The 13,187-nt window shown below is 64.0% G+C and carries 14 protein-coding genes; 1 reads left to right on the forward strand and 13 read right to left on the reverse strand.

The features are described from left to right. Positions 1 to 2: 2 nt before the first annotated feature. The 4 genes from sdhA to CK227_RS25695 all read right to left on the reverse strand — a co-directional run bounded on the left by sdhA (position 3) and on the right by CK227_RS25695 (position 3,446). Positions 3 to 1,838 (reverse strand): succinate dehydrogenase flavoprotein subunit, encoded by a 1,836-nt coding sequence (gene sdhA / locus CK227_RS25680; RefSeq protein WP_095774774.1) that lies wholly within the window; start codon positions 1,836 to 1,838, stop codon positions 3 to 5. 1 nt (position 1,839) lies between these two features. Beyond that, on the reverse strand, positions 1,840 to 2,238 hold the full coding sequence (sdhD, locus tag CK227_RS25685) for a succinate dehydrogenase, hydrophobic membrane anchor protein (RefSeq protein WP_095774775.1): 399 nt from the start codon (positions 2,236 to 2,238) through the stop codon (positions 1,840 to 1,842). A 2-nt stretch (positions 2,239 to 2,240) separates the two neighbouring features. Beyond that, positions 2,241 to 2,660, reverse strand: a complete 420-nt coding sequence (sdhC, locus tag CK227_RS25690) for a succinate dehydrogenase, cytochrome b556 subunit (protein WP_095774776.1) — start codon at positions 2,658 to 2,660, stop codon at positions 2,241 to 2,243. A 345-nt stretch (positions 2,661 to 3,005) separates the two neighbouring features. Beyond that, positions 3,006 to 3,446, reverse strand: coding sequence for a hypothetical protein (locus tag CK227_RS25695; protein WP_095774777.1), 441 nt, complete (start codon positions 3,444 to 3,446; stop codon positions 3,006 to 3,008). A 349-nt stretch (positions 3,447 to 3,795) separates the two neighbouring features. Here CK227_RS25695 and CK227_RS25700 point away from each other — a divergent pair, with 349 nt between their 5' ends. Next, a complete protein-coding gene (locus CK227_RS25700; RefSeq protein ID WP_095774778.1) occupies positions 3,796 to 4,158 on the forward strand; it encodes a hypothetical protein in 363 nt (120 codons plus the stop codon). A 61-nt stretch (positions 4,159 to 4,219) separates the two neighbouring features. Here the strand turns inward: CK227_RS25700 and CK227_RS25705 are convergent, their stop codons facing one another. The 9 genes from CK227_RS25705 to rplS form a co-directional block, all read right to left on the reverse strand. After that, on the reverse strand, positions 4,220 to 5,431 hold the full coding sequence (locus CK227_RS25705; RefSeq protein WP_095774779.1) for a GGDEF domain-containing protein: 1,212 nt from the start codon (positions 5,429 to 5,431) through the stop codon (positions 4,220 to 4,222). Positions 5,432 to 5,505: 74 nt separating this feature from the next. Then, a complete protein-coding gene (locus CK227_RS25710) occupies positions 5,506 to 6,702 on the reverse strand; it encodes a GGDEF domain-containing protein (protein ID WP_095774780.1) in 1,197 nt (398 codons plus the stop codon). A gap of 163 nt (positions 6,703 to 6,865) precedes the next feature. Further along, positions 6,866 to 8,275 carry a 3-isopropylmalate dehydratase large subunit gene (leuC, locus tag CK227_RS25715; RefSeq protein WP_095774781.1) on the reverse strand — a complete coding sequence of 470 codons (1,410 nt, stop codon included), beginning with the start codon at positions 8,273 to 8,275 and terminating at the stop codon, positions 6,866 to 6,868. A 365-nt stretch (positions 8,276 to 8,640) separates the two neighbouring features. Next, entirely contained in the window at positions 8,641 to 9,276 is a 636-nt protein-coding gene (locus CK227_RS25725; protein ID WP_095774782.1) for a class I SAM-dependent methyltransferase, read from the reverse strand. Between the two features lie 50 nt (positions 9,277 to 9,326). Next, positions 9,327 to 10,142 (reverse strand): amino acid ABC transporter permease, encoded by an 816-nt coding sequence (locus CK227_RS25730; RefSeq protein ID WP_095774783.1) that lies wholly within the window; start codon positions 10,140 to 10,142, stop codon positions 9,327 to 9,329. A 269-nt stretch (positions 10,143 to 10,411) separates the two neighbouring features. After that, positions 10,412 to 11,209, reverse strand: coding sequence for a transporter substrate-binding domain-containing protein (locus CK227_RS25740; RefSeq protein ID WP_095774784.1), 798 nt, complete (start codon positions 11,207 to 11,209; stop codon positions 10,412 to 10,414). 182 nt (positions 11,210 to 11,391) lie between these two features. Further along, on the reverse strand, positions 11,392 to 11,928 hold the full coding sequence (locus CK227_RS25745) for a MarR family transcriptional regulator (RefSeq protein WP_095774785.1): 537 nt from the start codon (positions 11,926 to 11,928) through the stop codon (positions 11,392 to 11,394). Continuing rightward, complete coding sequence (locus tag CK227_RS25750; protein WP_095774786.1) at positions 11,925 to 12,338, reverse strand: organic hydroperoxide resistance protein; 414 nt, start codon at positions 12,336 to 12,338, stop codon at positions 11,925 to 11,927. The genes CK227_RS25745 and CK227_RS25750 overlap by 4 nt, the downstream gene beginning before the upstream one ends. A 183-nt stretch (positions 12,339 to 12,521) precedes the next feature. Next, on the reverse strand, positions 12,522 to 13,067 hold the full coding sequence (gene rplS, locus CK227_RS25755) for a 50S ribosomal protein L19 (protein ID WP_019862024.1): 546 nt from the start codon (positions 13,065 to 13,067) through the stop codon (positions 12,522 to 12,524). Positions 13,068 to 13,187: the final 120 nt, after the last annotated feature.

Raw genomic sequence — 13,187 nt, forward strand, 5'->3', positions numbered from 1 at the left:
TGTCAGTACACCCTGGCCTTGGGCGCGATCTTGGCGAGGCTGATGCCGCCGTCCTTTTCGGCCAGCAGCGGCTCGGTGTGCACCGGCCGGTAGCTGAGCGTCACCTTGCCGTCTTCGCTCACCCTGGCCAGCGTGTGCTTGCGCCAGGCGGCATCGTCGCGCGCGGAAAAGTCCTCACGCGCATGCGCGCCGCGGCTCTCCTTGCGCGCCTCGGCACCGTAGACGGTGGTGATGGCGTTGGCCATCAGGTTTTCCAGTTCCAGCGTCTCGACCAGATCCGAATTCCAGATCATCGAGCGGTCGAACACTTTGATGTCCTTGAGCTCGCCCCAGATTTGCGAAATGCGCTTGCAGCCGTTTTCGAGCGATTCCTGCGTGCGGAACACGGCGGCGTCTTCCTGCATCGCCTTCTGCATCTTTTCACGCAAGCTTGCCGTCGGCGTCGAGCCATTGGCGTGGCGCAGCCGGTCGAAGCGATCCATGATCTTTTCGACCGAGGCCTCGTTGGGGGCGGGGATCGCCGACTTGCGGTCGATGACCTGGCCGGCCCGGATCGCCGCCGCGCGGCCGAACACCACCAGGTCGATCAGCGAGTTCGAGCCCAGCCGGTTGGCGCCGTGGACAGAGGCACAGCCGGCCTCGCCGACCGCCATCAGGCCCGGCGACACTTTGTCCGGGCTCCTCGCCGTCGGGTTGAGCACCTCGCCCCAGTAATTGGTCGGCACGCCGCCCATATTGTAGTGCACCGTCGGCAGCACCGGGATCGGCTCCTTGGTCAGGTCGACGCCGGCAAAGATTTTTGCCGATTCCGAAATGCCGGGCAGCCGCTCATGCAGCACGGCTGGGTCGAGATGGTCGAGATGCAGGAAGATGTGGTCCTTCTTCGGGCCGACGCCGCGGCCTTCGCGGATCTCCAGCGTCATGCAGCGCGAGACGACGTCGCGCGAGGCAAGGTCCTTTGCCGACGGCGCGTAGCGCTCCATGAAGCGCTCGCCTTCGGAATTGACGAGATAGCCGCCCTCGCCGCGCGCGCCTTCGGTGATCAGGCAGCCGGCGCCATAGATGCCGGTTGGGTGGAACTGCACGAACTCCATGTCCTGCAGCGGAAAGCCGGCGCGAGCCGCCATGCCGCCGCCGTCACCGGTGCAGGTGTGCGCCGAGGTGGCGGAGAAATAGGCCCGGCCGTAACCGCCGGTGGCCAGCACCACCATCTTGGCCGAGAAGCGGTGGATGGTGCCGTCGTCGAGGTTCCAGGCGACGACACCGGTGCAGGTGCCGTCCGGCTCCATGATCAGGTCGAGCGCGAAATACTCGATGAAGAACTGCGCGTTGTTCTTCAGCGACTGGCCGTAGAGCGTGTGCAGCATGGCGTGGCCGGTGCGGTCGGCGGCGGCGCAGGTGCGCTGCACCGGCGGGCCTTCGCCGAAATTCATCATCATGCCACCGAACGGCCGCTGATAGATCTTGCCTTCTTCGGTGCGCGAGAACGGCACGCCGTAATGTTCGAGTTCGTAGACGGCGGCAGGCGCCTGCTGGACCATGTACTCCTGCGCGTCGATGTCGCCCAGCCAATCCGAACCCTTGACGGTGTCGAAGAGATGCCATTGCCAATTGTCGGGGCCCATATTGGACAGCGAAGCGGCAATGCCGCCTTGCGCGGCCACCGTGTGCGAGCGCGTCGGGAACACCTTGGTGATGCAGGCGGTGCGCAGGCCCTGTTCGGCCATGCCGAGCGTGGCGCGCAGGCCCGCCCCCCCGGCGCCGACCACCACCACGTCGAATTTGTGGTCGACAAAATTATAGCCTGCCATTTTGGCTGATTTCGCGTCCTTGGCCAACTCAGCCTCCGAATGCCAGCTTGAGCAGGGCGAAGATCGAGGCGACGCCGACCGCTACGGTGAAAAATGTGTTGAGCGCGATCGTCGCCAGCTTCAGGCCTTCGCTGGTGATGTAGTCCTCGATGATCACCTGCATGCCGAGGCGCATATGGATGAGCCCGGAAATGAGCACCAGGGCCAGTACCAGCGCCACGAACGGATTGGCGAGCGCCGCGCGCACTTCCGCATAGCCGGCGCCGTTGAGCGCGATCAGGAACCCGACGAAGAACAGCATCAGCGGGATGTTGGCGATGGCCGTCAGCCGCTGGCGCCAGAAATGGCCGGTGCCTTCGCGGGCGGAGCCGAGGCCGCGGACTTTCGCCAGCGGCGTGCGCATGTCGGTATTGCTCTTGCCGCTCATGATCAGGCTCCTCGCGCCATGTAGCCGGCGATCCAGATCAGCAGGGTGAGCAGGACCGAGCCGACAAGTGTCGCCCAGGCGATCTTCGAGGCCGTATGCTTTTCCAGCCCGGCGCCCGTATCCCAGACCAGGTGGCGCACGCCGCCCAGCATGTGATGCATCAGCGCCCAGGTGTAGCCGAACAGGATGAGCCGGCCGAGCCAGGTGCCGAAGGCCCAGTTGACCCAGTCGAAGACGCCTTGAGAGCTCGCCGCCGCCATCAGCCAGACCGAGACCAGCAGCGTGCCGAAATAAAGCGCCCCGCCGGTGATGCGATGGATGATCGACATCGTCATGGTGACCGGCGGCCGGTAGATCGTCAGGTGCGGCGAAAGCGGCCGTTCACGTCTGGCGAATTCGCGGGTGGCTGGTGATTTGCTCATGGCTCCCCCAGGTTCGGCGTCTTCATGCATGTCGCCCAAAAGTGACCTCGGTTTTGCGAGGACGGCATGCACAGAACAACAATCCAAAGCGCGTCGCATGAATCCGTTTCGGCGCGACGCGCTTAGCCTCAGATGGAAATGCGGCATTGCCGCTTCCGGTTGCGACTTCGGACAGGCGGTTTCTAATGCTCTTTTTGCACCGCGTCAAAGCCAGAAAATCGTTTTGGAAAAGTCATTTAGTCTGACAAAAAGGCAGGCTCGGGCTTCAATCGATTAGGGGTGGAGGACCCAAGGCCGGCTCGATATCGCTGCAGTGCAGCATAAGCGACTTCTTGGCCGTGCGGCCTAGCGCTTGCAGGTCTGCGGTGTCGAGCCCCTCTTCATCACCAGCGCCTCACGCCCGTCGATCACGATTGCGTTATGCGTGGCGGCTTCCTGGTAGCGGCTGGACTGGTTGGCGGGCGACGCCGCAAACTCTTCGGTCGCGCCATTCGGCTCGATCACACGCAACGACGAGCCGAGGTTTTGGATGGTGATCGCGCTGCCATTGCCGCATCCATAGGTTGCCGTACCCACTGTGGATCGCGGCGCGGTGAGGTCGGTGGTGATCTTGGTTGCCGGTGCAGGAGGCGCCGATGCCGGGGGCGTCGCGGCTGCGATGGACTGCCGAGCCGGCGCAGGCGGGACGACATTGGCCGCCTTCGGCGCGCCATCCTGCGGCACACAGGCCGCAACGACGGCAAGCAACGGGAAAACGGACACCCGAACCGTCCGGCGTAATCCCATATGCTGTCCTCCCGCGCGGCAGACTAGCCACGATGTTGCGCCCAGATCAAGGTTGCCCCGAGGCTGCCTTTAAGTCCATTCGATGCCGGCCGCGATGGTGCCGCCAAGCATGGCCGAATGATGGCTATCGGGTTTTCACTCCAGTCGGGAATTAACCATGTTTGACGAGACATCGCCGCGCAACGCGCCGGCCTCTTAACAAAGGTTAAGAAAAGGTTAATTTCTGATTCGAGGAGCCATGCATGTCGCCCAAAAGTGCGTCAGCGGTTTTGGGGCAACGACATGCATCCAGACAAGTAACCAAAAAGCGCGTCTCGACGCGCTTTGGCCTCTAACCATCGGGAAGACCATGCGTTCGAACTCAAGCAGATCACGCCTCTCGGCGCTTATCGTGGCCGTCTCGCTCGCCGGCCTGGCGACGCCCACGCTGGCCAATGGACGCCACCAGGATCGCGTCTACGCCGATTCCTTCGGCAATCTCGTCATCGACAGCGCGGCCGGCTACAAGCGCATCATCGTCGGCCAAGGCAAGCTGGCCAAGAAGCTGGCCGACTACACCAGCGCCGGCCAGCCGAAGGTGATCTACCAGAACGAATCCGACGAGATTTCAGGCTATGGCGATTGCTACCGGCCGCCGGTCTTCGTCAAAGGCCGCAGCTATATGTACGGGCTTTCCGACGGCGAGATGCCGGAACTCAGCCCCTGCCGCTAGTACAATTCGCCGTTTCACGGAAACGGCGAAGAGATGGATCAGGATGACGTTTCGACCAAAGTCATGCTGATCTGGAATTGATGACGATTGCGCTGGACGACCACTCGCCTCCCGGCCCGGCCGAGACACGGACGCAGTCACGCCCGGCATTCTTTGCCAGGTAGAGCGCCTCGTCGGCGCGCCGCATGAGATCGGCGGTGGTTTCACCGGGATGAAGTTCGGCAACCCCGAAACTCGCCGTGCAGCGATTGTTCGCCGGCAGCCCGTCGATGGGCAGCGCGCCGAATGCGCTGCGCGTGCCCTCGGCGAACAGCCGGGCGGCGGCCAGATTGGTTCCGGGCAGCATGATGGCGAATTCCTCGCCGCCGATGCGGCCCGCGACATGGTGCCCGGCGGCGGCTTCGCGCAGGAAACCGGCAAAGGTCTCGATCACCCGGTCGCCGGAGGCATGGCCGAAATTGTCGTTGATGCTCTTGAAATGATCGAGATCGGCGATGACCAGCGCGACCGGCACGCCTTGCCGCATGGCGCCAAGCACGGCCTGCTCGGCCTGGCGCGTGAAGGCACCGCGATTGAGCAGTCTGGACAGCGTATCTGTCTCCGATCTCGACGTCACTTCGGCCAACACATCGCGGACAAGGATGGCCAGCGTCAGCAGCGCCATGGCCAGGGCAAAGACGGTGCCGAGCGATTGCGACACCAGCGCGTAGCTGCTTTGCAGATAGGCCTGCGGATTGGCGCCCCAGCCGCCGAGCGCATGCGCGATGAACGGCTTTGAGGCGAACTGCACGCCGCTGGCTGCGAGCACCGCCATCAGGATACGATCGAGCCGGCCACGCCTTTGCCTGGACGACCAGACGATGGCCAATCCGACGAATTGCATGACGGCATAGGGGAGCTGGTAGGCCATCATGCGCACCAGCGACTGGCGCGGCAGGTCTTGCACGAAATAGACGACGATGGTGGCGGCGACCAGGAAGAACAGCATCGGCGACCATGGCGGCGCGACGCCGTATTTGCGGGCCAGTCCGACGTTGAAGGCTATTGTTGCGCCCAGGAAAACCGCGAAGGCGGTGACCACCGGCAGCCGGGCATCGGTGAAGGCGGGAATGCTGAATTCGATCGCCGAATAGACCATGCCCAGGACATAGCCAGAAGCAAACCAGCGCGCCGGGGCGCGGCCGACATCATGAAACGCCACCGCCATGAAGGATGCCGCCAGCAGGCCGGCAACCGACAGATTGATCAACAAGATGAAGTTCGCGCCGCTCATCTCTTTCGCACCCCGTGTCTCACCTAAACACCTACGGGCGAAAAAGACGTTAACGTGAGGCGGGATACACGGCTTCAGCCGGCCTTGGACGGCTCCGGCACGAACAACGTTTCGGGCCGTTCGTACGACAGGCGCACGCTGTCGCGGCCATTTTTCTTGGCCTTGTAAAGCGCCTCGTCGGCACGCCGCATCAACGGCTCCAGCGCTTCCTCGCCGCTGCGGGCCGCCACGCCGAAACTGGCGGTGACCTTGGTGCCGGCGGGAAGCCCGTCGACGCCGCCTGCCGAGTAGAGCGTGCGCACAGCCTCGGCGAACAGGCGCGCGGCGGCGAGATCGCTGAGCGGCAGGAGCACAGCGAACTCCTCGCCGCCGATGCGTCCGGCAGCGCCGCGCGCGCCGGTGGCCGACCGGAGCTTGGCGGCGAAATCAGCGATCACCCGGTCGCCGGCGGCATGCCCGTGCACATCGTTGAGCGCCTTGAAATGATCGAGGTCGGCCAGCACCAGCGCCACCGGGAACCTGGCCATCGCGCAGTGTCGCAGGAGCTGGGCCGCGCGCTCCTCGAAGCCGCGCCGGTTGAGCAGGCCCGAAAGCGGATCGGTGTGCGTCTCGGCCTTCAGGGCCTTCATGACGTCGAGCGCCGCGGCGGTGAACAGGCAGAGCGCGATCAGCAGCGACAGCAGCGCATGCGACAGCAGCGCCGTCGTCCAGTAGGACGAGCTGTAGAATCCATCATAGCTGGTGAACGGCCCGTGCGCGATGACGACGACGAGGGTTCGCACGAAGAAGTTGAGGCCCGACAGCAGCGACAGCACGAACAGGATCTTCTCGGTCGGGCCATTGTTGCGCACCGGGCGCAATTCGGCGGCCACCAGAAGGCTGAGACCGCCGAAGGCGAAATTCATCGCCAGGATACGCCAAGTGAGATCCGGCGCGACAAAGAGGAACCAGCAGAACGAGGCCAGACCGCCACCGGTCAGCACGCCGATCGCCACATAGGGCACCTTGCGGCCATAACGGGCGACGATTGCGCCCGACAGGCAGCAGCCGGCGATGGCGAAGCAGATGTTGGACACCAGCTTGGTCAGCACCATGCCGATGGGCAAGGTGAAATACTGGAACAGAAAGCCGGGCGCCGAAACACAATAGCTGAGCGCCAGCACGGCCAGATAGGGCCGGTGACGCTGATAGGCCCATAGCACGAAGAAGGCCGCGCCGAGGGCCAGCGCGATCGTCGGATTGAGCAGCGCTATGAACAGGCCGGTGTCCAAAGGACGGTGACTTCCCCTCGCTTTACGTCAGGGAAGACCTTAGCGCGCAAGCCCAAACAAGCGGTTAAGCCCGAACGCATATGCGGACCGCGCGAATGAAAAAGACCCCGGAACCGCAATGCGGTCCGGGGTCCGGCAATCATCGGAACGTGTGGACCGGAGGTTATTTCCAGTCGCGGATGTCGACGAAGTGGCCGGCGATCGCCGCCGCCGCCGCCATGGCCGGCGACACCAGATGGGTGCGGCCCTTGAAGCCTTGCCTTCCCTCGAAATTGCGGTTCGAGGTCGAGGCGCAGCGTTCATGCGGCTTCAGCCGGTCGTCGTTCATGGCAAGGCACATCGAGCAACCCGGTTCGCGCCAGTCGAAGCCGGCGGCGAGGAAGATCTTGTCGAGACCCTCGGCTTCCGCCTGTTCCTTGACCAGGCCGGAGCCCGGCACGATCATGGCGTTGACGCGCGGATTGACGGTCTTGCCCTCGATTACCTTGGCGGCGGCGCGAAGATCCTCGATGCGGCCATTGGTGCAGGAACCGATGAAGACACGGTCGAGCGCGATGTCGGTGATCTTGGTGCCCGGCGTCAGGCCCATATAGTCCAGCGCCCGCTGCTTGGAGGTGCGCTTGTTCTCGTCGGCGATATCGTCCGGGTTCGGCACGATGCCTTGCACGGAGACGACATCCTCGGGCGACGAGCCCCAGGAAACGATCGGCGGCAGCTTGGCCGCGTCGAGCACGATCACCTTGTCGAAATGCGCGCCTTCGTCCGACTGCAGCGTCTTCCAATAGGCGAGCGCGGCGTCCCAGGCCGCGCCCTTCGGCGCGCGCGGCTTGTCCTTGACATAGGCGAAGGTGGTCTCGTCGGCGGCGATCAGGCCGGCGCGCGCGCCGCCCTCGATCGACATGTTGCAGATCGTCATGCGGCCTTCCATCGACAGCGAGCGGATCGCCTCGCCGGCATATTCGATGACATAGCCGGTGCCGCCAGCGGTGCCGATCTCGCCGATGATGGCGAGGATGATGTCCTTGGCGGTGACGCCTTCCGGCAGCTGGCCGTCGACGCGCACCAGCATGTTCTTGGCCTTGCGCTGGATCAGCGTCTGCGTCGCCAGCACATGCTCGACTTCCGACGTGCCGATGCCGTGCGCCAGCGCGCCGAACGCGCCATGCGTCGAAGTGTGGCTGTCGCCGCACACGATCGTCATGCCGGGCAGCGTAAAGCCCTGCTCGGGACCGATGATGTGGACGATGCCCTGGCGGATATCGTTCTCGGAATAATATTCGACGCCGAAGTCCTTGGCGTTCTTGGCCAGCGCCTCGACCTGGATGCGGCTTTCCTCGTTCTTGATGCCGAACTTGCGCTCGGGCGAGGTTGAGACATTGTGATCGACGACTGCCAGCGTCTTTTCCGGATGGCGGACCTTGCGGCCGCTCAGGCGCAGGCCTTCGAAGGCCTGCGGGCTGGTCACTTCATGGACGAGGTGGCGGTCGATATAGAGCAGGCAGGTGCCGTCGTCCTGGCGGTCGACGACGTGGTCGTCGAAAATCTTGTCGTAGAGGGTGCGCGGTGCGCTCATGTGCGTAAATCCGTCGATATGAGAATGGGAAGCGTGTAACGCCGCAAGCCCTTGGCCCGGCGAAAGCGGTCTAGCTAAGTCGGCTGGTCAAAGCGCCGCAGACGCGCGCGGAGAAGCGCGACGGCAGGCGTTTTCTGTCCTGCAGCACGAACCCCTTGTAGGCCGGATCGCCAAAAAGCTCTTCCATGGCGTGGCTCATACCAATGTTTTGGCTTTTCGGCAATTGCGGCGTGGCCTGGCGGGCTCCCCGCCCTCACTTACACATCTTCAGGGGCAGGAAGGGCACCAAGCTCGACGAACTCGCGCCTTTCCTCCCCCCGTCGACCGGGGGAGAGGAAGGGAGCCAAGATCGGGGAACTCGCAGCTCACATCACCTCGAACACAAAAGTCTTCACCAGCGCATCCGGCTCGGCGATCGCGTAGCAGCGAAACCACGGACTTTGCTCGACCGGCCGCCATTTTCTCGCCTGCTCCAATTCGTCGAACACGGCCTGAAACCCGCCGCTCTCGAACACCTGGTCGCGCACGGTGAAGATGGCGTGGCCGCGCTTTTTGGTGATGCGCACCAGTTCGTGCAGGCCCGCCGCCGGCGCGTGGCTGATGGTGAACACGCCGGTGGAAAAGAAGGCGCGGAAATGACCATCCGGCCAGGGTAGCTTCCCGCCCAGCATCGCCTGTTTCAGCTCGCCATAGGCGTTGCGGCTGCCGGCGATCTTCAGCATGTCGTCCGAGAGATCCAGCCCGGCAATGTCGCCATAGCCCAGCGCCTTCAGCGACGGACCCGACAGGCCGGTGCCGCAGCCGGCATCGAGCAGCGGCCCTTCGCCAGCCGGAACATGGCGCGCCACCCAGGCGGTGATCAGGAACGGCAGGAGATAGCCGAGCGAGGCGGTCTCGCTGTCATAGGTCGCGGCCCAGGCGGCATAGGCCTGCGCCAGTGTTTCCGGCGTGTCGGCGCCATAGACGGAATCCAGCGCCGCATTGGCCTTGTCGACGATCATGAGACCTCCCTCGATGTCGACAGGATCGTAACCCTGTCCTCACCCAAAAACTATTCCTCGTGCTGGCGGCGCAGGCGCCGCTCCAGCGCCCTGAGCGCCAGCGACAGGCCGACGGTCAGGATGAGATAGATATAGGCAACGATCGAATAGGTCTCGAAGAAGCGGAACGAGCCGGCGGCATAGATCTTGCCCATCTGGGTGATGTCGGCGACGCCGAGCACCGAGACCAGCGAGGAATCCTTGACCAAAGCGACGAAATCATTGCCGAGCGGCGGCAATATGGTGCGGATCGCCTGCGGAAAGACGATCAGCCGGAAGCGTTGCGCACGGCTCAGCCCAAGCGCCTTGGCCGCCTCGATCTGGCCCTTCTCGACCGCCTGGATGCCGGCGCGGAAGACCTCCGAGATGAAGGCGGAGTAGCCGATGGTCAGCGCCATGATGGCCCGCCACAACAGCGACACGTCGCGCACCAGGAGCTCACCCAGATAGCCCGCGCTTTGCAGCGGCGCGGTCAGCGCGTTCCAGGCCGCGACGAAGGCCGGCGCGCCGGCAAAGGCGATCCAGAACAACAGCACCAGGATCGGCACGCCGCGGATGATCTCGACATAGAAGCGCGCGATCTGGCGAAGCCAGGGCGAATCCGACAAGCCCATCAGCGCAACGCCGAGACCGATGATCGACGCCATGGCGAAGGCGACGACGGTGACGAAGACGGTGATGCCGATGCCCTTGGCGACCGTGGCGAAGACCTGGGCATAGAGATCGCTGGCCGCGATGAAAAGGGCCGCCGCCAGTGCAAGCACGGCAGCAGCGGCAAGCCACCAGGGGAATTCGGCTTTGGTGGAGGATGACGAAGGCGGTGCCATCAGGCGCTGTCGCCGCGATGGAAGTCCCGAAAGGGTGGCGCCAAGGCACCCCCCTCTGGCTTGCCAGCCATCTCCCCCTCAAGGGGGGAGATCGGATATTTGATCGGCTTTCCCCAACCATCGACGTCGACTGGAGGGCGCCGTTGGCCGAACAGCCAATCTCCCCCCTTGAGGGAGAGATACCCGGCAGGGCAGAGGGGGGCGTTCAAGCGCAAACTCAGCGCGAATTGCCGCGCATGACCATCATGAAATGCACGTCGCAAGGAGGCTCACTGCCCCATCTTGTAGTCAAGAAACCACTTCTTGTTCAGCGCATCGAACGTGCCATCCGCCTTGAGCGCGGCGATCGCGGCGTTGACCGGCTTCACCAGGTCCGATCCCTTCGGGAAGATGAAGCCGAAGTCCTCGGTGCCGAGCGGGCCGCCGATCAGCTTCAGCTTGCCCTCGGAAGCATCGACATAGCCCTTGCCGGCGGTGCCGTCGGTCAGCACGACATCGACGTCGCCCGACTTCAGGGCCTGCACCGTGGCGCCAAAAGTCTCGAACAGTTTGATGCGCGGGTTCTGCTCATTGCCGTCGAGCACGCTGTAGACGGCGGTGTAGAAGGGCGTGGTGCCGGGCTGCGCACCGATCAACCCGTCCTTGAAGGCGCCGAAGGTCTTGGCGTCGGTGAAGCGGCTTTCGTCGCCGCGCACCAGCATGAACTGCTCCGAGCGCATATAGGGGTCGGAGAAATCGACCTTCTCCTTGCGGTCGTCCTTGATGGTGATGCCGGTCATGCCGATGTTGTACTGGTTGTCGGAAACCGCCTGGATCATCGCGTCCCAGGAGGTGTTCCGGTAGTCGACCTTGAAATTGAGCCGCTTGGCGATTTCGTTCATCGCTTCATATTCCCAGCCGATCTGCTTGCCCGTCTTGGGATCGATGAACTGCAGCGGCGGATAGGCGTTTTCAGTCACCACCACCACTTGTCTGCCGCCGAGATCGGGCAGCGCCTGCGCGAAGGCGGCAACGGGCGCCAGCACGAGGGCCAGCAGGCCGGCCAGCAGCAGTTTCGACTTGGTCATGACACACTCCCGGAAAATTCAAGGCGCCCGGACATGCGCCGGGCTCGAAGGAAAGACGGCGCCGACTTTAGCTTTCCGCAAGCGCCATGCAAGACGGTCCGCTGCTCAAGCTCACGCGAAAGTGGATTGCGATGCCTTCAACCTCGGAATTCAGGGATAATCCGTACCCAGCACGGCGTGGACTACCCCAAGCCGGGAACCAGCGCCTCCGCATCCGCCGACCGGTCATCGGCGGTGGCGTTGCGCAAGCCGGCGACAAGATGAGTGAGCGTTGCGTGCAGCGCTCTCGCCTCGCCAGGCTCCAGCGGCACGCTGCAAGCGAGCGCCAGGGACACATCCTTCGCGTGCGCTCGCAACGCCTGGCCCCTGGCCGTCGGCTCGACCAGCACGCGGCGCTCATCGGCGGCATCGCGACGGCGGGTGACGAGCCCGCCCGCCTCCATCCGCTTGAGCAGCGGTGTCAGCGTCGCGGAATCGAGGCCCAGCGCCTCGCCAAGCGCGCCCACGGTGCTCGGTGCGTGCTCCCATAGCGCCAGCATGACCAGATATTGCGGATAGGTCAGGCCGAGCGGATCGAGCAACGGTCGATAGAGCTTCGTCATCAGCCCGCTCGCCGAATAGAGCGCGAAGCAGAGCTGTTGATCGAGTCGAGGCGCCTTGACCGTCCCGGCGGTCTCCGCCGGGACGTCGCTGGTGTTCTTTGTGGTCTTTCCCGTCATGCCGCCTTTACCGAAAGCGCCACCTCGACATTGCCCCGGATGGCGTTGGAATAGGGGCAGATCTTGTGTGCTTCCGATACAAGCGCTTCCGCGGCCGCCTGATCAAGGCCTTTCGTCTGGGCCGCGAGCGCGACGCCGAGCTTGAAGCCCTCGCCATTGGGAAGCAGGCTGACGGTGGAGGTAACCCCGGCATCGGTGAGCGGCAGCTTCTGTTTGCGCGCGACGAAGCGGATGGCGCTTTCGAAGCAGGCGGCGTAGCCGACGGCGAAAAGCTGCTCGGGATTGGTGGCGCCACCTGGCCCGCCGAGTTCCTTGGCCATCGCCAGATCGACCTTGAGCAGGCCGTCGGTGGTCTCGCCATGGCCGGCGCGGCCGCCGGTGACGTGAGCCTGTGTGGTGTAAAGTGCCATTGCAAATCTCCAATTATTCTGTGCACGATTATTTAGTGCACAATGTAATTGGCAGTCAAGCCTCTCTCCCGGCCAATCGCCAAGGTGTCCGCAAACATGGAGAACCGTGGTCGACTGCCCTGGCTGTTCGCCAAACGAAAAAGGCGGCCGAAGCCGCCTTTTTGAATGGGATTTCCGAAAGCCTTATTCGGCCGGGGTCGCCTCGGCGGCCTTGGCTGCCTCAGCCTCGGCGGCGGCCTTCTTCTCGGCGGCTTCCTTGGCGGCTGTCTCGGCGGCCAGCGCCTGGGCGGCGGCGACCTTCTCGGCCTCGATGCGGGCCTTCTCGGCGTTCAGCGCGTCGCGCTCCTCATCGTTGAGCTTGCGGGCGCGCACGCCGGTGTTTTCCGAAATACGGGCCGACTTGCCGCGACGGTCGCGCAGGTAATAGAGCTTGGCGCGGCGCACCTTGCCGCGGCGCACGATCTCGACGCCCTCGACCATCGGCGAGAAGACCGGGAACACGCGCTCGACGCCTTCACCATAGGAGATCTTGCGGACGGTGAAATTTTCCTGGAAGCCGGAACCGGCGCGGGCGATGACGACGCCCTCATAGGCCTGGACGCGGGTGCGGGTGCCTTCGGTCACGCGGACCTGGACGCGCACGGTGTCGCCGGGCTGGAATTCGGGGAGCTTGCGCTTGGCTTCGATCTTGGCGGCCTGCTCGGCCTCGAGCTGACGGATGAGATCCATCTCAATAATCCACTTCTTGTTCTTCCGACAGTCAGAGCGTCCGACACTCGCCTTGCAGTTCCATTGACCGCTCGGCTATGTCCTTTGCCTCCGAGACATTCGTCTGTAAGACATCGGACA

The organism is Mesorhizobium sp. WSM4308 (genome assembly GCF_002294905.1).
Classification (GTDB): Bacteria; Pseudomonadota; Alphaproteobacteria; order Rhizobiales; family Rhizobiaceae; genus Mesorhizobium.

Excerpts from the sequence above, each read along its gene's own strand:
- CK227_RS25750 (WP_095774786.1), bottom strand. The coding sequence starts at position 12,338 with ATGGCACTTTACACCACACAGGCTCACGTCACCGGCGGCCGCGCCGGC.
- CK227_RS25695 (WP_095774777.1), bottom strand. The coding sequence starts at position 3,446 with ATGGGATTACGCCGGACGGTTCGGGTGTCCGTTTTCCCGTTGCTTGCC.
- CK227_RS25745 (WP_095774785.1), bottom strand. The coding sequence starts at position 11,928 with ATGACGGGAAAGACCACAAAGAACACCAGCGACGTCCCGGCGGAGACC.
- rplS (WP_019862024.1), bottom strand. The coding sequence starts at position 13,067 with ATGGATCTCATCCGTCAGCTCGAGGCCGAGCAGGCCGCCAAGATCGAA.
- CK227_RS25700 (WP_095774778.1), top strand. The coding sequence starts at position 3,796 with ATGCGTTCGAACTCAAGCAGATCACGCCTCTCGGCGCTTATCGTGGCC.
- sdhC (WP_095774776.1), bottom strand. The coding sequence starts at position 2,660 with ATGAGCAAATCACCAGCCACCCGCGAATTCGCCAGACGTGAACGGCCG.
- CK227_RS25725 (WP_095774782.1), bottom strand. The coding sequence starts at position 9,276 with ATGATCGTCGACAAGGCCAATGCGGCGCTGGATTCCGTCTATGGCGCC.
- sdhD (WP_095774775.1), bottom strand. The coding sequence starts at position 2,238 with ATGAGCGGCAAGAGCAATACCGACATGCGCACGCCGCTGGCGAAAGTC.
- CK227_RS25740 (WP_095774784.1), bottom strand. The coding sequence starts at position 11,209 with ATGACCAAGTCGAAACTGCTGCTGGCCGGCCTGCTGGCCCTCGTGCTG.
- leuC (WP_095774781.1), bottom strand. The coding sequence starts at position 8,275 with ATGAGCGCACCGCGCACCCTCTACGACAAGATTTTCGACGACCACGTC.
- CK227_RS25730 (WP_095774783.1), bottom strand. The coding sequence starts at position 10,142 with ATGGCACCGCCTTCGTCATCCTCCACCAAAGCCGAATTCCCCTGGTGG.
- CK227_RS25705 (WP_095774779.1), bottom strand. The coding sequence starts at position 5,431 with ATGAGCGGCGCGAACTTCATCTTGTTGATCAATCTGTCGGTTGCCGGC.